General features: G+C 37.1%; 20 protein-coding genes. 6 read left to right on the top strand and 14 right to left on the bottom strand.

Annotation, left to right across the window (positions count from 1 at the left end; translation table 11 throughout):
- From KI338_RS08565 to KI338_RS08555, 3 genes are all read right to left on the bottom strand, one after another.
- The coding region (locus tag KI338_RS08565) for a transposase (protein WP_212920580.1) at positions 1–232 on the bottom strand (232 nt) is incomplete at its 3' end.
- Between the two features lie 145 nt (positions 233–377).
- Positions 378–1,190: a pentapeptide repeat-containing protein gene (locus KI338_RS08560; RefSeq protein ID WP_212920579.1), complete on the bottom strand. Its 813-nt coding sequence runs from the start codon at positions 1,188–1,190 to the stop codon at positions 378–380.
- A 187-nt stretch (positions 1,191–1,377) separates the two neighbouring features.
- On the bottom strand, positions 1,378–1,830 hold the full coding sequence (locus tag KI338_RS08555) for a GNAT family N-acetyltransferase (RefSeq protein ID WP_212920578.1): 453 nt from the start codon (positions 1,828–1,830) through the stop codon (positions 1,378–1,380).
- Between the two features lie 186 nt (positions 1,831–2,016).
- On the opposite strand from KI338_RS08555, the gene KI338_RS08550 reads away from it, so the two are divergent.
- A complete protein-coding gene (locus KI338_RS08550; RefSeq protein WP_212920577.1) occupies positions 2,017–2,802 on the top strand; it encodes an HAD family hydrolase in 786 nt (261 codons plus the stop codon).
- A 49-nt stretch (positions 2,803–2,851) separates the two neighbouring features.
- Here KI338_RS08550 and KI338_RS08545 read toward each other — a convergent pair whose 3' ends face one another.
- Together KI338_RS08545 and KI338_RS08540 are read right to left on the bottom strand one after the other, a co-directional pair.
- A complete protein-coding gene (locus KI338_RS08545; RefSeq protein ID WP_212920576.1) occupies positions 2,852–3,382 on the bottom strand; it encodes a chromate transporter in 531 nt (176 codons plus the stop codon).
- Positions 3,382–3,942, bottom strand: coding sequence for a chromate transporter (locus KI338_RS08540; protein ID WP_212920575.1), 561 nt, complete (start codon positions 3,940–3,942; stop codon positions 3,382–3,384). The genes KI338_RS08545 and KI338_RS08540 overlap by 1 nt, the downstream gene beginning before the upstream one ends.
- 502 nt (positions 3,943–4,444) lie before the next feature.
- Here KI338_RS08540 and KI338_RS08535 point away from each other — a divergent pair.
- A complete protein-coding gene (locus KI338_RS08535) occupies positions 4,445–4,894 on the top strand; it encodes an Lrp/AsnC family transcriptional regulator (RefSeq protein WP_212920574.1) in 450 nt (149 codons plus the stop codon).
- Positions 4,895–5,124: 230 nt separating this feature from the next.
- On the top strand, positions 5,125–6,411 hold the full coding sequence (locus KI338_RS08530) for a trypsin-like peptidase domain-containing protein (RefSeq protein WP_212920573.1): 1,287 nt from the start codon (positions 5,125–5,127) through the stop codon (positions 6,409–6,411).
- Between the two features lie 115 nt (positions 6,412–6,526).
- Here KI338_RS08530 and dhaK read toward each other — a convergent pair whose 3' ends face one another.
- The 3 genes from dhaK to KI338_RS08515 form a co-directional block, all read right to left on the bottom strand.
- Positions 6,527–7,516, bottom strand: a complete 990-nt coding sequence (gene dhaK, locus KI338_RS08525; RefSeq protein ID WP_212920572.1) for a dihydroxyacetone kinase subunit DhaK — start codon at positions 7,514–7,516, stop codon at positions 6,527–6,529.
- Between the two features lie 160 nt (positions 7,517–7,676).
- Positions 7,677–9,173 carry a glycerol kinase GlpK gene (gene glpK / locus KI338_RS08520; protein ID WP_212920571.1) on the bottom strand — a complete coding sequence of 499 codons (1,497 nt, stop codon included), beginning with the start codon at positions 9,171–9,173 and terminating at the stop codon, positions 7,677–7,679.
- Between the two features lie 52 nt (positions 9,174–9,225).
- Positions 9,226–10,032, bottom strand: coding sequence for an MIP/aquaporin family protein (locus KI338_RS08515; RefSeq protein WP_212920570.1), 807 nt, complete (start codon positions 10,030–10,032; stop codon positions 9,226–9,228).
- Between the two features lie 826 nt (positions 10,033–10,858).
- Here KI338_RS08515 and KI338_RS08510 point away from each other — a divergent pair.
- The 3 genes from KI338_RS08510 to KI338_RS08500 all read left to right on the top strand — a co-directional run bounded on the left by KI338_RS08510 (position 10,859) and on the right by KI338_RS08500 (position 13,407).
- Positions 10,859–12,256, top strand: coding sequence for an MATE family efflux transporter (locus tag KI338_RS08510; RefSeq protein WP_212920569.1), 1,398 nt, complete (start codon positions 10,859–10,861; stop codon positions 12,254–12,256).
- Between the two features lie 239 nt (positions 12,257–12,495).
- Complete coding sequence (locus KI338_RS08505; RefSeq protein WP_212920568.1) at positions 12,496–12,972, top strand: hypothetical protein; 477 nt, start codon at positions 12,496–12,498, stop codon at positions 12,970–12,972.
- Between the two features lie 15 nt (positions 12,973–12,987).
- Complete coding sequence (locus KI338_RS08500) at positions 12,988–13,407, top strand: peptidase M56 BlaR1 (RefSeq protein ID WP_212920567.1); 420 nt, start codon at positions 12,988–12,990, stop codon at positions 13,405–13,407.
- A 398-nt stretch (positions 13,408–13,805) separates the two neighbouring features.
- Here the strand turns inward: KI338_RS08500 and KI338_RS08495 are convergent, their stop codons facing one another.
- From KI338_RS08495 to KI338_RS08470, 6 genes are all read right to left on the bottom strand, one after another.
- Positions 13,806–14,516 (bottom strand): GntR family transcriptional regulator, encoded by a 711-nt coding sequence (locus tag KI338_RS08495; protein ID WP_212920566.1) that lies wholly within the window; start codon positions 14,514–14,516, stop codon positions 13,806–13,808.
- A 6-nt stretch (positions 14,517–14,522) separates the two neighbouring features.
- Positions 14,523–15,539: a sugar kinase gene (locus tag KI338_RS08490; RefSeq protein ID WP_212920565.1), complete on the bottom strand. Its 1,017-nt coding sequence runs from the start codon at positions 15,537–15,539 to the stop codon at positions 14,523–14,525.
- A 38-nt stretch (positions 15,540–15,577) separates the two neighbouring features.
- A complete protein-coding gene (locus KI338_RS08485) occupies positions 15,578–16,705 on the bottom strand; it encodes a DgaE family pyridoxal phosphate-dependent ammonia lyase (RefSeq protein ID WP_212920564.1) in 1,128 nt (375 codons plus the stop codon).
- Positions 16,692–17,789: an amidohydrolase/deacetylase family metallohydrolase gene (locus tag KI338_RS08480; protein ID WP_212920563.1), complete on the bottom strand. Its 1,098-nt coding sequence runs from the start codon at positions 17,787–17,789 to the stop codon at positions 16,692–16,694. The genes KI338_RS08485 and KI338_RS08480 overlap by 14 nt, the downstream gene beginning before the upstream one ends.
- An 89-nt stretch (positions 17,790–17,878) precedes the next feature.
- Positions 17,879–18,496, bottom strand: coding sequence for a YesL family protein (locus KI338_RS08475; protein WP_212920562.1), 618 nt, complete (start codon positions 18,494–18,496; stop codon positions 17,879–17,881).
- 35 nt (positions 18,497–18,531) lie between these two features.
- The gene (locus KI338_RS08470; protein WP_212920561.1) at positions 18,532–19,428 is read right to left on the bottom strand and encodes a carbohydrate ABC transporter permease; all 897 of its coding nucleotides are present in this window, start codon (positions 19,426–19,428) and stop codon (positions 18,532–18,534) included.
- Positions 19,429–19,430 lie beyond the last annotated feature (2 nt).

Raw genomic sequence — 19,430 nt, 5'->3', positions numbered from 1 at the left:
CCTCAATCTTTCTACCTGAAAAAACAGATTGCGTATAAGCACACAAAATAATCTTCATCATCATTCGTGGATGATAGGCTGGACAACCGGTATCACGCAAAAAACCATCAAATGCCTCTTCTGGAATGCTTTCTACTAATTCATTAACGGTGTATGCAATATCATTTTCTTGTAATTTTATTTCTAAATCTAACGGCAAAACTACTTGATTCATGGTATAATGTTTAAACATAGGGACACCTCCAAAGATTATTGTGTGGTAACTTTAATTTTATCAAAAGGTGTCCTTTTTGTGTGCATAAAAAGAGTGGTATTCACCTGTTTAGGTAAGTACCACTCTTTTTTTATTTACTGGGGTTTTGTCCCAGCCTCTAATTTCACCCATTCCAATGACTTGGCATCTCTAAATAACTTGGGAGTTTAGTGTGAATATCTCCTACTGCTGAATTAATTTGTGACTGCGTAAGAAATAGAGCATCTGTTAAATCAGCACTTCTTAAATCTGCATTTCTAAGATCGGCACCAATAAAATCAGCCTTTCTTAAATCACAATAGCTTAAATTTGACTCTATCATTATCTTCCCTCGGAAATCCTCACCTTGTAGCCTTCGTCCATATAGACTTTTCCCTATAAAGTCACTATCTTTCTTTCTCTCTCTCTTATTGCTATGAGAATGGATGTCTTTTCTATAAATTTCACTTACCTTTACTAATAAGACATTGACATTGCTTCTATGTGCTGCAAGATTAATTTCTAAAATCTCCTTTGGCTTTCTTCGGGTTAAGTCAACTGTTTCCTTGTATATCTCTTGCAAATCTGCTTTAAACGACTCGGCTTCCTTTAAGGACAAAGCTTGCTTAAGATACCAAAGCATCTCATGAAGTTGTTGTATCAGTGGAAATACAGCAAACATTTCACCGGCATATCCAGAATCACGACGCCAGTCTTCACCTTTATAAATAAATTGCGAAACATGCTGTCCAGCGCCAAAACACTCATAGGAAACACATCCCCTAAAGCCTCTTTCCCTTAATAGGTCGTGAATTGCACAACTATTATTGGAGCATAAGTTTTGGCAGGGAATTCCACCTTCTTTACTATAAGGAAAATCAGCTGATTTCCCAAAGGGTAACGCTACACAACATAACCCAAAGCAATTTTTACAATCTGATTTTAATTCATTAAACATTTTTAGCACTTCCTATGCTTCACAACATCAATAATCGTTGATAGAATCCCAACAGCCTCAACATAACACATATTGAACACCCTACCATCACATTGTTCCAGCGAATTACGAATCATACAATACGTAAGAAAAATATTTCTGTAGCTTTCCTGTTTATAATTTTAGCAAGCTTCAAAATGATAACTTTCTACAAGTCAAGCTTTAGACGAATCATATCTCGGCATTGGATCCCATTTTCATAAATTTCTTCAGAATAATGAGTAATAAAAAAGTCTGGATCTATACCTATTATTCTGAAACCACATTTTTGATAGAGGGCTAATTGTCCGATACTAGAATTTCCTGTTCCAATTTCAATAGACTGATAACCACTTTCCCGTGCCTTATCAATTGCAAACATAACTAGCTTTTTACCTATCCCCTTCCCTTGATGTCTTTTTATGACGGCAACATTTACTAGCTCGATCGTACCCGGTCTAGTAGGAAGTAAGACAAAAACACCTAGGACACTATTCTCATCTTCTGCAATGTAACATGTTCCTCTTTGCAAATAGCCCATAATCATTTCTTCAGAAGGGTCTGCTAATAAAAGCAAATCTAGTGGTGGTACTTCATCTTTGTATAGTTTTCTAATGTTCATATGATTCCCCTGCCTTATGTATAAGGTTTGACAATTTTAATAGTCATTAACATTGTTGTAAAAAGAGTGGAAAATACTAAAATCACTACTATTTGTTTAATATTCTCACTAGTTCACTTATAATTATAGCGGAATCTTTTTATTGTGCTACACTTATAATTAAAATAGTTTAAAAGGGAGAGTCATATGACATACAAGATTTTATTTTTAGACATTGATGGAACGATCCTTAACCCAGACCATACCTATCATCCGAAAACGAAAGAAGCGATAGAGCAGGTCCGTTCTCAAGGAATTGAAGTTTTCCTTGCTACTGGTAGACCAGAAAATGAACTAAAGGAAATCGCCGATGAATTAAATATAGAGTCCTATATTAGCTTCAATGGGGCATATACAATCTATCAAGAAGAGATTCTCGTGCATGCACCAATGAAAGAAGAATGGGTAAAAGAATTTCTAGCTATTGCTAAAAAGTTTAATCATGAGGTACTCCTCCAAGCAAGGGCATCAAACTATGTAACCAATACGGATTCTATTTTAATGAAGGATTTCATTGAATTGTTCCAGTTGGAAAAAGTAGAAGCGATTCGTGAAGATAAGCTAGATGATATATTAGGTGTAAACATTCTTAATGCATTATCAGAAGAAGCATCACATTATGTACTGAATGATGATATTCGCTTAGCACAAATTAATGTGAACGGTGCAAAAGATTCCTATGATATTATTCGAAAATCGATGAACAAAGGGGAAGCAGTCAAACTAGTTCTAGAAAAGCTACGTATTTCACCTAATGAAGCGATTGCATTTGGTGACGGGATGAATGACAAAGAAATGCTAGAGACCGTTGGAGCAAGCTTCGCTATGGGAAATGCCCACCCAGAGCTTTTTCAATATGCCAAATATAAAACAACAGCAGTATCAGAGGCTGGAATTTTTACCGGTTTACAGCAATTAGGGTTAATTAAATAATTTATTTTGATTACATACGGCGCATTCCGCTTCGGAGTACGCCGTATAATTATAATAAGAATCCCCCATAAACGAATGCACCCAATATCACAAAGGCTGGATTTATCTTGACCCTTTCGATTAACAGATAGCTCACTACGCTTAGAAGAATAGTGTGCAGTAATCCAATACCCTCATACGATTCAAAGAAAAATCTCCATGCCATATAGCCAAGCAGTATCGCAATAACTGGACGGACAAATAGAGTAATTCGTTTTACCTTTGGTGAATCCTTGTATTTATTTAAAAGACTTAGTAATGCCATCAGGATAATTAGTGATGGTGCAACCGAGGCAAATATACCGATAGAAGCACCTAATACACCACCAACCTCATAACCGATATAACCTGCCATTTTCGTTGCAATTGGTCCAGGTAATGAGTTTGCCACCGCTAGGACTTCACTAAATTCTTGAACAGACATCCAACTATAACGTCCGACAACTTCATTTTCGATCAGTGGAATTGATGCAGGGCCTCCCCCATACCCCAAAATTCCCGGGATAAAGAAAGCCAAAAATAATTGCCAATACACTAGCATTAATCACTCACTCCTTTTTTGCGTTTTTTATCCTGAATGACTAATGCGAGAACGATTAATCCTGCAATAACTATCCCTGGATGTATGTTAAGTACATAAAGGAATAAAAATAATATAATAGTCAGCGTAATAGATTGTACCCAACCCATGCCCTTCCTTGCTTTGTCAAAAAACTGCCAGGTCAAGGTTAACATCATCATTCCAACTACTGGAATAACAGCCGCTGTCATCCCTTTAACCCAATCAAATTCGCGAAATGACGCCAATGCCATGAGTAAGAAATTTAATAAAAAAACAGTTGGAAGAACGGATGTAAGGACACCATTTAACAACCCAACAATACCTGCTACTCGATAACCAACATAGCCAGCGAGCTTCGTCGCTATAGGTCCTGGCAAAGTGTTGGCTATCGCTAGTAAATCACCAAATTCCTCATTCGTCATCCACTTATACCTTTCAACTACTTCTTTATGTACAAGTGGTATGGAAGCAGGTCCTCCTCCGTAACCTAGCATTCCTGCCCTAAAAAAAGCTAAAAATAAATTCCATTGTGTTTTCAATTATATCCTCACCCTAACTTCAAATTACCAGGAAGCACCGTCGTATTAGTCCTCTTCGCTTTTCCATCAAATATCACACCAGCTTTAGGGTCACGCATATTTTATGACCACGGCAAAAGCACTTTTGCTGCCGTTCTACTCATATAGAATGCCCTCTTTCAGCTAAACCTTGTGCCATAAGATGTGGAAAAGCGATATTCTACCCACTATATTATTCTTTATCTATTGCCCCCAGCCCATACGGTTGTGACATATAACCATTCCACTTTTGCGTAAAGTTGAATGATATACGTTTCAAAAGGATTAAAAATGAGTAAGCGAGAGTACTTTTTTAATTTACTTCATAATACGAAATATATAGTAAACTGTCAAACAACAAATTAACAAAAGTTAACTAAATGCGAACAATATCTTTACTTTAATTTTAAAAATATCTATAACACTTTCTTTTTGTCTTATTTTCTAGTAAAATAATCAACAAATTATAACGGGGTTGGTATGAATGAAATATGATGAAGTAGACAAGCAGTTATTGGAGTTATTATCTGAGGATGGCAGACTATCCTATGTTGAGCTCGCTGAAAAGGTAGGCCTATCCAGAGTTGCCGTTAAGGATCGGATTCAAGGTCTAATGGACAGAGGGATAATTGAAAAGTTTTCCGTTGTTATTAACTCGGAAAAAATGGGAAAAAAGGTCTCTGCTTTTTTCGAGGTCGATGTTGAACCAAAACGCCTACAAACTGTCGCACAAAACCTGGCGGATAATCCCAGTGTAGCAAGCATCTATCAAATGACTGGTCCTAGTACATTACACATGCATGTTTTAGTGGAAGACTTTCAGAAACTCGAAGCCTTTATTAATGACGAGCTTTATTCAGTAGAGGGAATTACTCGTGTAGAGAGCTCTGTGATATTGAAGCGATTCAAGAGTAGAACCGGATATAAACTGTGATGCAATCGTTGGGGTATTGTAATCATCGTTTTATGGATTAAAACACCCTTTACGATATGCTGACCACAGTTTATTTCCGAACAATTTCTTTCCGCTGTAGAACACATATAGTTATAATGCTGTCACAAAAATAATTTAGTTAATATTCGCTCTAAAGACAGGTCATTTCATGCTATAATACTACTAATCATATAGACTAGTGAACTAATACAGAAGAGAGGAATTAATATATGTACTGTCAATCTTGCGGAAAAGAGAGACGGCCAAACTCTAATTTTTGCCAATATTGTGGTACAAAACACAAGCAAAAATTGAGCCCTTTTACCATTATATTTCTTTCCTTATTATTAATTGGTACAATCGCTGGAAGTGTTTGGATTGTAACAACATTTTATTCTAAGCTTCCTGATATTATGGCGTCTGATGAGGTAAATCAGATCGACGAAAAAAGCATCGACCCGGATAGACCAGAAGAAATCGCTGAAGCCGTAGGTCCTGCCACAGAAAGGAAAGAGCTAAACGAGGAACAAAAGCATGACCTGACAGAAATTATTGCAGCTGCACAGAATACCGTTTATACCGTTTATACGGATTATAGTCAAGGCTCAGGATTTTTGTATAACCAAAATGGAGCCGTCATTACCAATGCTCATGTTGTAGAAGGTGCAACAGAGGTATTTATTAAAACGATTAGTGGTACAGAACATCTAGGTACGGTGATCGGTTATTCGAATGAAACAGATGTAGCAGTTATTCAAGTTCCAGATTTAGTAGGGATTCATCCCTTTGCACTTGAGCTAACAGATACTTCAAAAATTGGTGAGGAGATTATTGCATTAGGTAGCCCATTAGGTTTAGAGAATACCGCAACAATGGGTTATATCACCGGAAAAAACCGAAATTTTGTTATTGACCCATATGTGTATGAAAACCTATACCAAATATCTGCACCTATCTCTCCAGGAAGTAGTGGCGGTCCTTTAATATCAAAAGAAACAGAAAAAATTATTGCGATCAATTCTGCTGAAAGTATTGAAGAGGCATCCATCGGATTTAGTATTCCACTATATACCATTCGTTCCATTATCGATTCTTGGATAAGCCAACCGATGAGTGAAGATGAGATACTTGCCCAATTTAATTCGAGCAATGACAAATGGAGCGAGGGCTATTTTGATGGTGGCGATTACGCTGAGGATGATGAATACTACAATTATTGGGAATATGATTATGACGATTTTTGGACGGAATTTGGTAATGCATTTTGGGATTACTTTTTGGAAGACAAATCGTATGATGAGGAATGGTACGATAACTTTGATGATCCTTCATATGATCCCGAAAAAGATGAGAATATGTACTATGATGAAGAAACAGGACAATGGAGCTATTACGATGAAATAGAAGATCAATGGTATTACTATGATGCTTATGAAGAAACTTGGTATTACCACAATGAACTCGATGACCTGTGGTATTATTACGATGAAAGTATAGGAGACTATATCCCGTATTAGAAGAAGGGTCTGACTCGTTCAGCCCCTTCTTCTAATTGGCAAAACTTTTCAATGATTCATAGACTTGTTTCCTGTTACCCCTTGCCATGTTATTTCTATAGTATTGCTCCCCTTATCACATACGAAACGCAGGTGCTTGCGACTCCGCATCTAATAATTCTTTCAGTTCTTCATCAAGGGCTAACAAGGTCACAGAGCATCCTGCCATTTCAAGAGAAGTCATATACTCACCAACAAAGGTTTTATAAACCTTTATCCCTCTACTACCTAGAATCTCATGCACTCTTTTATTCATGATAAACAGTTCCATTTCTGGTGTTGCACCCAGCCCATTTACGAGCACTGCAACCTCTCCGAAAAAATTATGATCATCTAATATTTTTTCGGTTAAAATCGTAGCAATTTCGTTAGCTGTTGAGATGGTACCTCTGTTAATCCCAGGTTCACCATGAATACCTATACCGATTTCCATTTCGTCTTCCGCCAGTTCAAAACTAGGTTTTCCAGCTGCCGGTACCGTACAAGGTGTTAAAGCCATCCCCATGGAGCGAACATTCGCAACCACTTTATCTGCTACTGCCTTTACTTCCGTTAAACTAGCTCCTTGTTCAGCCTTCGCGCCTGCTAGTTTATGAACAAAAACTGTCCCAGCTATGCCACGACGACCCGTTGTAAAAGAACTATCTTCAACAGCTACATCGTCATTAACGACAACTTTTTCTACTTGAATACCCTCCGCCTCTGCAAGTTCTGCAGCCATCTCAAAATTCAATACATCACCAGTATAATTTTTTACAATTAGAAATACGCCAGAACCACCATCAACTGCCTTAATCGCTTCCAGTATTTGGTCTGGTGTTGGTGATGTAAATACTTCCCCACACACCGCGGCATCAAGCATTCCTTTGCCAATATAACCAGCATGTGCTGGCTCATGCCCACTGCCTCCACCACTGATTAATGCGACCTTTCCAGGAACAGAGGCTTCAGCTCTCACTACCACAAAAGTGTTCGGAACCTGCTTCAACGATTTTGGATTTGCCGCTATCAATCCATCAATCATATCTTGAACAACCTGATCGGGTTCATTTATAATTTTCTTCATTTATTCTCCTCCATTATTCGAAAAGGCCCCAACGTTTATATCGTGAGGGCCTCTTTGAAGTTGTTTTATCAAAATGAAAAAGTAATTTATATTTTGTAGACGGAACTAACTAATGACTCACCACCAATAATTAGTACTTTATTTAGGTTCCAATACCCATTTACACTTTAAAAACTCTCGTGGCTTCTACTGCTTTCTTCCAGCCATTATACAAATTGTCCTTCACTTCCGTATCCATTGTATTTTCAAAAGTCCTATCAATTTGCCATTGGTCGGCAATTTCTTTTTTATCCTTCCAATAGCCAACTGCTAGACCAGCAAGGTATGCTGCACCAAGTGCAGTTGTTTCCTGAACAACAGGGCGGTCTACCGGCACTCCTAGAACATCACTCTGGAATTGCATGAGGAAATCATTTTTCACTGCTCCACCGTCTACCCGTAATGTTTTCAAATCAATTCCTGAATCTGCAATCATTGCATCCAGCACATCCCGAGTTTGATATGCTAACGATTCTAAAGTAGCACGAATGAAATGCTCCTTAGATGTTCCTCTAGTTAAACCGAATACAGCTCCTCGGGCATCACTATCCCAATATGGTGTTCCAAGTCCTACAAAAGCAGGTACTAAATACACACCATCTGTAGATTCTACTTTAGACGCAAAAACTTCACTTTCTGGTGCGCTTTCAATAATTTTTAGCCCATCACGTAACCATTGAATAGCAGATCCAGCAACGAAAATACTTCCTTCTAGTGCATATTCAACCTCTCCATCAACACCCCAGGCTAATGTAGTAAGAAGACCATGCTCAGATTTAACACCTTTTTCTCCGGTATTCATTAGCATAAAGCAACCAGTGCCATACGTATTTTTAGCCATACCAGTATCAAAGCATGCCTGGCCAAACAATGCAGCCTGTTGGTCTCCTGCAATCCCTGCAATTGGAACCTCATTGCCGAAGAAATGGTAGTCTACCGTATGAGCATATATCTCGGACGATTGTCGAACTTCAGGCAGCATACTTTTTGGGACTGTCAAAATGTCTAATAGCTCATCATCCCATTTCAAATCATATATATTAAACATAAGTGTTCGAGAAGCATTGGAATAGTCTGTAACATGCTCCTTTCCGCCAGACAACTTATACACTAGCCATGTATCAATTGTTCCAAATAATAGTTCTCCATTTTCCGCCTTTTCTCTAGCACCTTCTACATTATCAAGGATCCATTTCACTTTTGTTCCTGAAAAATAAGCATCAATGAGAAGTCCTGTTTTATCACGAAATAACTCATTATAGCCCTTCTCAATTAATTCCTTACAAATGTCAGCTGTTTGTCGTGATTGCCAGACAATAGCCTTATATATCGGCTTTCCTGTATTTTTATCCCATATCACTGTTGTTTCCCTTTGATTTGTAATACCAATTCCTGCTACCTGACTAGGGGCAACATCTGCTTTTCGAAGGACCTCAGCAATACACGATAAAATGGATGTCCAGATTTCATTCGCATCATGCTCAACCCAGCCTGGATGCGGAAAGAATTGTTCAAATTCCTTCTGTGCCGTTTCTACTATTTGACCATGTTGATTAAATAAGATTGCCCGTGAGCTCGTTGTACCTTGATCCAAGGCTAAAATAAATTTATCTTTCATCGGTGACACTCTCTCCCTTATTACAATTTTATCCAATTCTATGAAATACTGTCTAAGAGATCTCTGCCCGTTTTTTAAAATCTTCGTGAATCGCTCCAGCTATCACAGCTAAGATGAGAACACTCATAATCCAGAATAAGGCAGTGACTTCCCCTACAAAAAATGTCTGATAGAATACAGCTCCATAAATACCACCAAATATTGGTCCTGCCACTGGAACCCAAGCATAGCCCCAATCAGAATCACCTTTTCCAGCAATAGGTAAAATAGCATGTGCAATTCTTGGTCCTAGATCACGAGCAGGATTAATGGCATAGCCTGTTGGTCCACCTAGGGATACTCCGATTGCAACGATTAATAACCCAACAATCATCGGGTTTAATCCTTCTGTAAATGCATTCGCTCCAATAAACATTAAGCCAAGCAATAGTACAAACGTACCGATAGTCTCTGTTAGAAAATTCGCGAATACGCTTCGTTCAGCTGGTGCCGTTGAAAAAACAGCAAGCTTCGTAGCCGGGTCATCTGTTTTACGCCAATGTGCAATATAAGTTAAATAAACTACTGCTCCCCCTATGATAGCACCAAGCATTTGTGCGGTAACGTATAATGGCACCTTCACCCATTCAAATTCCCCAACCGCAGCAAATCCAATTGTCACTGCAGGATTAAGATGGGCTCCTGAGATATTTCCGACCGCATAAATACCCATTGTAACTGCAAGACCCCAGCCAATGGTAATTACTACCCAACCAGCACCTTCAGCTTTGGAGTTCTTTAAAACAACTCCGCCGACAACACCACCCCCAAAAATGATAAGAATCATCGTACCAATTACTTCCGCCATAAATTCAGACATAAACACACTCCTATCTTCAGAATAAATAGATAAAACCTCTTAGGAAAATTGGCTTATGTGTAGAACTGATGCATGTACCAATTTTTCTACTATATCTATATTCTGCTTTTAAAAAATACATTCCAAAATCTCTACTAATGAAGAATTTTTATTAGAGGTTGGTGCAGAATTGCTACTTTTATAGATGGTATGGGTGGTCTATCGGTAGTGGGCACATTAATGGCACTTTCATACTAGGAAGTGAGGTTCCTACGTAATTCAAGGATTATTATCACAGTGCAGAGGAAAATAGAAACCATTTTGCTTACTCGAACAAAAAAATAATAATACGTATTCTATCGGATCAGCTAATATCAAAAATAGGCTTTCAAATTCAAATCAACTAATTGTATAGAGGATGCAATCATTGAAAATTATTTAACATAGGGAGGCGTCAGTAAAATACGAATATACAACGCTGATCCCGTTCTCAAGATGACACCCCCGGTTTTAACATCGTTTAAGCGATTTTTAGTGTACTTGAAGAATCCAGCCTAAGACCCCCCTCCAAAACTTCCATAAACACAATATAAGGTCCATTAGTCAACTTCATGTACTACACCATTAAATTATCATTTAAACCACCTTAAATCGAATGTTAGGCATGTTATTTAAAGTGGTTCTTAACATTTAAATACATACTCCTTTGATTTGAATTGTGTTACAATTATAAAGGTAAAAGCATGATATTTAGAACCTGTGATTCTTTTTTAAATTTCTTCTACTATCTCAGCACTACTAATTACTCAATAACTACTAAAACACTCAAAACTAGGAGGAAGGCTGGTTGGGCAATCATATGAATGAACGTTTTGCTAATGAGAAAATTCCGAAGCTTATTTTTTCACTTGCTACTCCAGCAATCGTAGCACAGTTAATAAATGCACTGTACAATGTGGTCGATCGAATGTTTATCGGAAGAATACCTGAAACAGGTACCCTTGCCTTGACTGGTATTGGGATCGTCTTCCCTATCATGATGATAATTCAATCATTTTCAGCGCTAATCGGCTTTGGCGCTGCACCTCTAGCTTCTATTAAAATGGGAGAAGGAAAAAATAAAAAAGCAGAAGAACTATTGGGAAGTTGTCTTTTCATGTTATTGATTGCTTCCGCAGTATTGACCATAACGTTTCTAATCTTTAAATCCCCACTATTAGTCCTATTTGGAGCAAGCCCTGATACTTTGCCATTTGCTGAAGATTACATGGGCATATACTTAATTGGGTCGGTTCCTGTACTTATATCACTAGGCTTAAATCAATTTATTGCTGCACAGGGATTTGCTAAAACTGCTATGATAACTATATGTATAGGCGCAGCAGTTAATATTATTCTTGATCCTATTTTTATTTTTGGAATGAATATGGGAGTAAAAGGCGCGGCATTAGCCACTGTTATTTCGCAAACAATATCGGCTGTATGGGTAATATGGTTTCTTACTTCCAAAAGAGCACATCTACGGCTGCGTTTTGAACACATACGAATCAATTTTAAAATAGCTGGCGGTGTGTTGGCATTAGGACTTTCTCCGTTCATTATGCAATCAACTGAAAGCCTTATTCAAATTGTATTCAATACTTCTATTGGCAATTATGGTGGAGATCTTTACGTTGCTGCAATGGGGATCATGAGCGTCCTCATGCAACTATTTACATTGTTATTGAATAGTTTTGCGCAGGGGGCACAGCCGATTATTGGGTATAACTACGGAGCTGGTGACCATGAGCGAGTAAAGTCCACGATAAAATATAGTAGCGTCTTCTGTGGGATTTTCGGTTTGATTATTTGGAGCGTATTTACTTTTCTGCCACAGCTTCCGATTATGATTTTCACTAATGATCCCGAATTAATTACACTTACTATGGAGCTTATGAAAATATTCTTTTTAGGGACTATTATTTATGGGATACAATTAGCATTTCAGCAGGTTTTTATCGCTTTAGGCCAAGCGAAAGTTTCCATTTTCATTGCGGTACTTCGTAAAATCATTTTGCTTATACCATTGGTGTACATACTTCCGATGGTTATTTCTTCAAAAACAAGTGCCGTAATTATTGCGGAGCCTATTGCAGATTTCTGTTCCGTTCTAACCTGTTGTATTTTATTTGGATTCAAAATAAAACATCTCCTCAAAGGATCCGTTAAAAAGACTATTATTAGCTCCAAGATGAGTGTCAAGTAAACTAATTTTTTACAATCGAGCATTTTTGATGAAATAACGAAAAATCCACAGTTTCTCTATTTTCAAACAAGGGAACTGTGGATTTCTATTATTAGAATGTACTTAACGTTGTATTTTGCTGTCATTACCCTAACATAGGTAAAAATGCGTATTTTTACGACTAATACTTGTCAGGATTAGAAAATAATGTTAGTTTAGTGTTGAATATACTAAAAATTAAGAAAAGGGTGATATTTCTGATGATAAAAAGGATTATCAAAAAGACTGGGATAGCTTTTTTAGGATTGGCTTTAGGTCTAGCCTTAGGTCTGGTTTTAACAACCCCTGTATGGGCTGGAACGTCCACAAGTCCGACGGGATATTATTCAGCTTATGGGCATAACTATTCAAACTACAGTGGTATTACAACCGGTTCCACATCTGGGAGACTTTACGCTAACGCTTGGACAAGGGCACAGACCAATCCTATTACCAATGAAGTACCAGCTGGCTACTTAGGTGCTCGTGCCAGAATGTACAATAGTAGCGGTACTTTGGTCGCTTCTACTTCCTTTATTTACAGTTCAACTAAAACAAATATTTTGAATAGTGACTTTGCAAGTTATACTCCAACAAAAGGCTCTTCTTACTATTCCCAAGGTGCCACTCAAGCATATAACGGGAACGGATATACTACCTATACAACGTTCGCTAGCCCGTCACAAACAGCCCAATAGAAAGGTGATGATTATATGAAGAGTAATAAAAGAATCTTTTTATTAACATTGGTTCTAGGACTACTGTTAAGTTTCTCTGCGATAACCGCATTTGCCACCCAAAACAACAACTTTCCTAAAAATCAAGCAGGGCAAACTTATGGCTCAGCAGCGATGGCTAAGTCTCCTCAAGAAGAGCCCGACTTGATTGCTGCAATTGGAGTTAACGGTGAGGAAGGATATGTATACCGTGAAGATCTGGATGGAGAAATGCCAAGTACACCCGAAGAAGCCCTAGCGATCCAAAAGCAAACTGAGAAGAAAATGGCTCTTGTTGCAGCAGGTACTCCCGTTGTTGTTCGCACTATACCTCTGTATGATGTCGATGGTGTAACTGTTATTGATGAATTTGACATAATTAATGTATCTAACCCCGACCGTTACAAAGATAAATGATTATACTTAAAGAAATGTAAAGCATTATAAATTAGCCCCAATAGTTAGCGTATAAACTGGCTTTTGGGGTTTTATGGATACAACAATATAAGGTTTCTGATATGAACAGATTAAAAGACGAGAGTTGCTAAGTATTATTTTTCTGTTGCATTAGAGTCATACTTACTCTTAAATTTTTATACAATTGCTTCCTCTGTAGAGTTCCATGGCTATCCTGGGAAACAACTTAGTTTTAAACAACCAGGTTTTCTTTTTTGACCAATGGCACAAAATTAAAAGTCTACTATAAATTATTACTTAGTAGCTGTTCGTGGTCAACTTATTTTATTAACATAATGATAAATAGAGCAGCAAGGATTCCAACGAATCCCCGCTGCCCTTAAAGGGTGTAATATGACCTATACATCAAAGTTAACAACATATTTATGAATGTCAGTATTATAATATGCAATTGAATACTCTATTAATCGATCATCTATATCGAAAGAATGTCTAATACGTTGCATTAAAGGCTTTTGTTCTATTTTTAAAATGTCTGCAATATATTTTGCAGGGACCTCCACACCAAACTCATCCTTAAAGCGATTAAATTTTATTCCTTGCTGGAATAGTATCTCGTAGAGTGAGTCTAAAAGACTTGTTGTATCGTTCGGTAGTTTTACAGTTTTGTGTATATAATGCCTAAAATGAATATATGGCTTACTATTTAAGGTATAAATTCGTTCAATGCAATAGCATTCCTCGCCAAAATACTCTGCTAATAAAGTGTCCTGCTCTGTATTAATTAAGGATAATGCGGCCGATTCTTTCTTTAAGTCATAACCATTATTTATTAGGTACTCAGAGAACCTTTGTCCTTTTGATAGCTTCGACACAGCATGATTATCCAATACAGTCGTACCAATACCGCTTCTTTTTTCAACATAGCCCTGAAGCGCCAACTGTTCTACGGCCTTTCGTATTGTAATTAGACTAACATTAAATTCCTCTTTTAGTTCAGGTTCTGATGGGATAAGCGTATGCTTGGGATAGATACCATTTATAATCCGTTCCTTTAATATTTCCTGTACCTGTATATATAGTGGACCTTTCTTTAATGTTAATTTCATATCATTCTACCTTTCTATCTGTACTTCATCTCGGTTAACTAATGACCAAATCTCTTCCTCTAAACATACAGGCGAATCTCCATACGTCGTATGGGCTAATGCACATGCAGCTGTTGCAAATTCAATGGAGTCTTTAGGTAGATACTGTGAAAGCACCCCATGCAAAATTCCACTGGAAAATGCATCACCAGCACCAATACGTTCAAGTGATGAAAAGCTATAATCCCTAGAGAAGTAAAATGAATGCTGATGGAACATATACCCACGAATAGTATGTTTTCCTTCCTTAAGCTTATTTCTTATTGTTCCTGCAATGACCTGTATATCGTATGCATCTGCCACCTTAGGAATCAAATCTTCAATTTGCTTTTCCTGTTCCACTTGATTTGTTTCCATTTCCAGTATATATTGTGCATCTCTTTCTGTCATAAAACAAATATCAGTATGCTGTAATATTGATTGATAATAGCCTCTAGCTTGAACATTGTTTTTCCAGAGCTTTGGACGGTAGTTAAAATCAAAAACTACAGTTATTCCGAATTCCTTAGCTTTTTTGACAAGGTACTGCACATTACTTCTGGTTTGATCAGATATAGAAAGTGTAATTCCACACAGATGAATTAAAGCAGTATCCTTTAATATATTATTTAGATCATATTCCATTATGCTGGATGTACAGAAACTACTTTCCTTCCTATTCGAATAGGTAACTCTTGAAGGTCTAATATCAAAACCGTTTTCAAGGAAATACATTCCAAGATATTCACCACCGCGAAGGATATCAGAGATACCAACTCCTAATGAGCCAATATAGCTAAGTGCAGCATCTCCCAAACTATTCGATGGTAATTTTGTAATAAGTGAAGTATCATAACCATATTTATTTAATGCACTTAATACATTCAGTCCTGTACCTGAATAAAGCACCTTAAGTTCACGGGTTTGTTCTAATTTCAAATAATGAGGAGCTTCTAACCTCATCATGACCTCTCCAAATGCTTTAATTGTTCCCTTCATCCCCATCTCTTGTTCACCCTACTTTATTATTTTCATCGTATAATTTATGTGAAATCTTCATCGGTGATTATGGGAGACCTTGCCTCCAACGTTTCTTTAAATTTATTTATAATTAAAGGTATGTCTTGATCATCTATTGTTCTCGGATCTATTTCAAAATAGCCGTTGTTTGCATGGTAGTCTCTCGTATAAATAGCTATTTCGCCCTCTTTTAGTGCTTGGACGATATGTGTTGCAGGTGTGGACACACTTTTTTCATCTACTAGGATTCGTGCCCGATATATTTCTCTTTTTGACTCATCCTGATGGATGGATACAGTAATACCATTTAAATCATTTAAGCATTCAAAATGACTTAACCTCTCTAGTTGTTGCTCCTTACTAATTTCTTGCCAATTATATTGGTCAATTGCCTGTAATAATCCAAAAATAGATTCCTTTCCAATTTTCATGGCCCTTCCTATTCCTTGATTATGCATTCTGGCAAAATCGACATAATTCTTTTTACCAGCTAATATACCTGATGTTGGTCCTTCTAACGCTTTAGATCCACTCCAAATTATTAGATCCGCATAGTTTGAATATACCATTATATTTGTTTCAGCGGCTGCATCAACAATTAATGGGATATTATGTTTTTGTGCTAGTGAACTAATCTCCTTTAGTGGTGGCATACTCTTTTGTACAGTATGATGGGACTGTACATACACTATTGCCACTGTACGATTTGTTATTGCAGCTTCAATCTGATTCATCGTACAGCCATTTGCATAACCTACTGATTTAACTTCTCCTCCACCTAGTTGAATCATGGTACTAATAGGTGCTCCATAATTAATGAGGTGACCCATCATAATTAAGACCTCTCGATGAAGCGATTGATTGATTTCATATAAGTGTTCTACAAAGTAAGAATCTCCCTTTGTAATAAGTCCTGCTATTGCTAGCGCAATGGCTGACGATGCTGAGTTAGTTATCAGCGCTCCCTCCGTCTTCAACTGCTCCGCAATATATTGACCCGCTTTATGGTGAAGCTCTTCCATCTCATAGTAACGCTGCGCACCTTCTTTTATTGCTTCTACTACTTCATCTGAAAGGGTGGATACACCTAAAATGCTCATTTTACCACTAGCATTAACAACTCTTCGGAGATTTAATTTAGATACACTCATAATATTTTCCCCCTAGAATTACTGCAAAAGGCTTAATTTGAATTGGGGAGTCTAATTTGTTTCCCAACGAATCTATTAAAGTCACGTTCTTATCTTCTATAGTAAAAAAAGTTAAATCTGCAACTGCCCCTCTTTTTAATACTCCTAATAAAGGTTTCTTTAGAATCTTTGCAGGAGTCTCAGTTACGCTTTTTACTACATCTTCTAATGAATAGCCTAATGCTAAAAATTTCGTCATGGTTGTTGCCAAACTATAGACCGGGCCATAAAGACGATTTTGTTCATAGATGTCAGTACTTATACTATGTAAAGGTAATCTCCCTTTCATAGCCTGCTTAGCAATCTCGAATGAAAAACTAGATGTTCCATGTCCTACATCAAGATAAACTCCACGATTTGTTGCATCTCTAATTGCTTTCTTGATAGACAAATCATCGTCAATAATGGTATTCCCTTCTTTGCCATTAAAACAATGGGTTATAATATCACCTTTTCTTAATTGTTCTGCAATTTCACTTAGTAATGGAGGGGCACTTCCTACATGTACCATTACAGGCTTTTTTAGTTTACTCGCATAATCCATTGTAAGCTTCAAAGGTTTAATGTCATTTTCGCCAATCACACTTGCACTCATTCTAGCCTTTAGCCCTACTAGAAAGTCAGGAAATCTTTGAAAGGAATGTTCAATTTTTTCAAATGAGAGGTTAGACAAATCGGTCAATTCATTTCTAACCCGAAGTCCTATACTTGAAACATTTAAAAAAGCTAATACTCTTGTATGACACTCTTTAGCAAGCTCATAAAAGTCTGTAATGTCATCTGCCCCACAACTTCCCGCATCCACAACAGTTGTAACCCCTGAAGTATAGCCAATATTATCAGGGTGAGAACAGTATGGCTCGAAATTAGGAAAGGCATGTGAATGTAAATCAATCCACCCTGGGCTAACGTATACCCCCTTAGGGATTGAAATCACATCACCACCCACTACATTATCTATCGTTATTTCTTCAATTAAGCCATCCTTCACAACAATATTACATTGCGTACCATTTACTAGTGTTGCTCCTTCGATGATCACCATATACTTTGCTCCTACTATCCCTAAATTAGGATCTATTCTTTACCATTTAGCCATACTTTGACTCTATATTTAATGTTCACTTAGAATATCTAAGCCTCTTGTTTTTCATAATAGGGAAATGTCTTGGATACCGCCCACATAATAAAAAATGACGTTAAACTCCCTCCAAAGAAAAAGAAAAGAGCTGGAATAGACGTCCATGTTATTTGATATGCAATTCCTATAACTACAAAAATAAAAACGGTTAATATCGGGTGTTTTACACCAACAATAAATGGCCACATCAAATAATCTACTATTCGAAGTCGAAAATGGACAAAGATTGGAAAGAAAAATGTTAGGACGATAACATATAAAATAAGTGTCACTATTACAGTAAAACTTACAATAAGATAAACGATACTTTCCTGGGCACGTAGAATATTTAATTCAATGACTAAAAAGTAACCTATCAAGAACAAAATCAGTCCTAAACCATTCGTTTTCCAAAATTCCGTATGAAATGTTTTCCAAAAAGTCGCCAATATAGGTACATCTTCCTCGCCCTTAACCCACTTCCTGACAACCGCAAACATAGCTGTTGTTGCCGGCATAAAACCTAATACAACTAAACCAAGAGCTGTAAAAGCTAGCCAATATAAATTTAATAAAGCAAACCGCATTATCCATACCGAAAAACGGTAATATCCATTTACAATACCATTCATTTTTTTCAACCTTCTTCTTTTTTACCTTTCTCCGGTTATTCCTTCACCGATCCAATTAATACCCCTTTTACAAAAAAACGCTGTAAAAAAGGATAAACTATTAAAAGTGGTAATGCTGAAACGATAATAACTGCGTATTTAACAAGAGAAGCTGTCTTGACCTGTTCAGCAAATGACTGAGCACCGCCGGCTAATGATGCAGCACTGCTAGCACTTACCTCATTTAGGATTAATATTTGCCGAAGTATTAACTGTAATGGATATAGATTCTCGTTTGATAAATAAATCAATGCATTGAAATATTGGTTCCACAATGCGACCGCATGAAATAATGCCATTACCGCAATAATTGGTAGTGAGAGGGGCAGGACTACTTTAATAAACAAGTAAAAATCACTTGCACCATCTATTTTTGACGCTTCTACTAGTTGGTCAGGAATTGTTTGCTGAAAGAAAGTACGTGCAACAAGTAATGACCAAGCCCCAATAGCACCTGGAATTACAATTGCCCACATGGTATCAACCATTCCCAAGCTTTTCACGACTAAATAAGTTGGGATTAATCCACCATTAAAAAGCATGGTAATCAGGATAAACCAGAGGAAGAACTTCTTTGCCATTAATTCTTTCCTAGATAAAGCGTAAGCAGCTGGAAGTAGCATAAATAGATGGAAACAGACACCGATAATCGTGTATATAATTGTATTTCTATATCCGACCCAAATCGCTTTATTTTGGAATACCCTTACAAATCCATCAAATGTTATATCCACTGGCCAAAGCCACATTTTTCCTGAATTTACTGCTTGAGGGTCACTAATTGATGCACTAATAACAAAGATTAGTGGATATAGAATAATAATTGTAATGATTAATACAAAGAAAAAGTTAATTCGTTCAAATGCTCGGTCTGATAAACTAAATCTTGACATCC

This window comes from Ornithinibacillus bavariensis (assembly GCF_018333235.1).
In the GTDB taxonomy this organism is placed as follows: Bacteria; Bacillota; Bacilli; order Bacillales; family Amphibacillaceae; genus Ornithinibacillus; species Ornithinibacillus bavariensis.
Note: the sequence above shows the minus strand (reverse complement) of the source record. Positions and strands in the feature narration are given on the sequence as shown.

Coding starts and splice junctions, on each gene's coding strand:
- KI338_RS08545 (WP_212920576.1), bottom strand. CDS start 3,382: ATGCTAGTGTATTGGCAATTATTTTTGGCTTTCTTTATCCCGGGAATT.
- KI338_RS08515 (WP_212920570.1), bottom strand. CDS start 10,032: ATGTCTGAATTTATGGCGGAAGTAATTGGTACGATGATTCTTATCATT.
- KI338_RS08500 (WP_212920567.1), top strand. CDS start 12,988: ATGAAGAGTAATAAAAGAATCTTTTTATTAACATTGGTTCTAGGACTA.
- KI338_RS08480 (WP_212920563.1), bottom strand. CDS start 17,789: ATGGTGATCATCGAAGGAGCAACACTAGTAAATGGTACGCAATGTAAT.
- KI338_RS08535 (WP_212920574.1), top strand. CDS start 4,445: ATGAAATATGATGAAGTAGACAAGCAGTTATTGGAGTTATTATCTGAG.
- KI338_RS08560 (WP_212920579.1), bottom strand. CDS start 1,190: ATGTTTAATGAATTAAAATCAGATTGTAAAAATTGCTTTGGGTTATGT.
- KI338_RS08485 (WP_212920564.1), bottom strand. CDS start 16,705: ATGAGTGTATCTAAATTAAATCTCCGAAGAGTTGTTAATGCTAGTGGT.
- KI338_RS08555 (WP_212920578.1), bottom strand. CDS start 1,830: ATGAACATTAGAAAACTATACAAAGATGAAGTACCACCACTAGATTTG.
- KI338_RS08470 (WP_212920561.1), bottom strand. CDS start 19,428: ATGTCAAGATTTAGTTTATCAGACCGAGCATTTGAACGAATTAACTTT.
- KI338_RS08475 (WP_212920562.1), bottom strand. CDS start 18,496: ATGAATGGTATTGTAAATGGATATTACCGTTTTTCGGTATGGATAATG.
- KI338_RS08490 (WP_212920565.1), bottom strand. CDS start 15,539: ATGGGGATGAAGGGAACAATTAAAGCATTTGGAGAGGTCATGATGAGG.
- KI338_RS08550 (WP_212920577.1), top strand. CDS start 2,017: ATGACATACAAGATTTTATTTTTAGACATTGATGGAACGATCCTTAAC.
- glpK (WP_212920571.1), bottom strand. CDS start 9,173: ATGAAAGATAAATTTATTTTAGCCTTGGATCAAGGTACAACGAGCTCA.
- dhaK (WP_212920572.1), bottom strand. CDS start 7,516: ATGAAGAAAATTATAAATGAACCCGATCAGGTTGTTCAAGATATGATT.
- KI338_RS08530 (WP_212920573.1), top strand. CDS start 5,125: ATGTACTGTCAATCTTGCGGAAAAGAGAGACGGCCAAACTCTAATTTT.
- KI338_RS08495 (WP_212920566.1), bottom strand. CDS start 14,516: ATGAAATTAACATTAAAGAAAGGTCCACTATATATACAGGTACAGGAA.
- KI338_RS08505 (WP_212920568.1), top strand. CDS start 12,496: ATGATAAAAAGGATTATCAAAAAGACTGGGATAGCTTTTTTAGGATTG.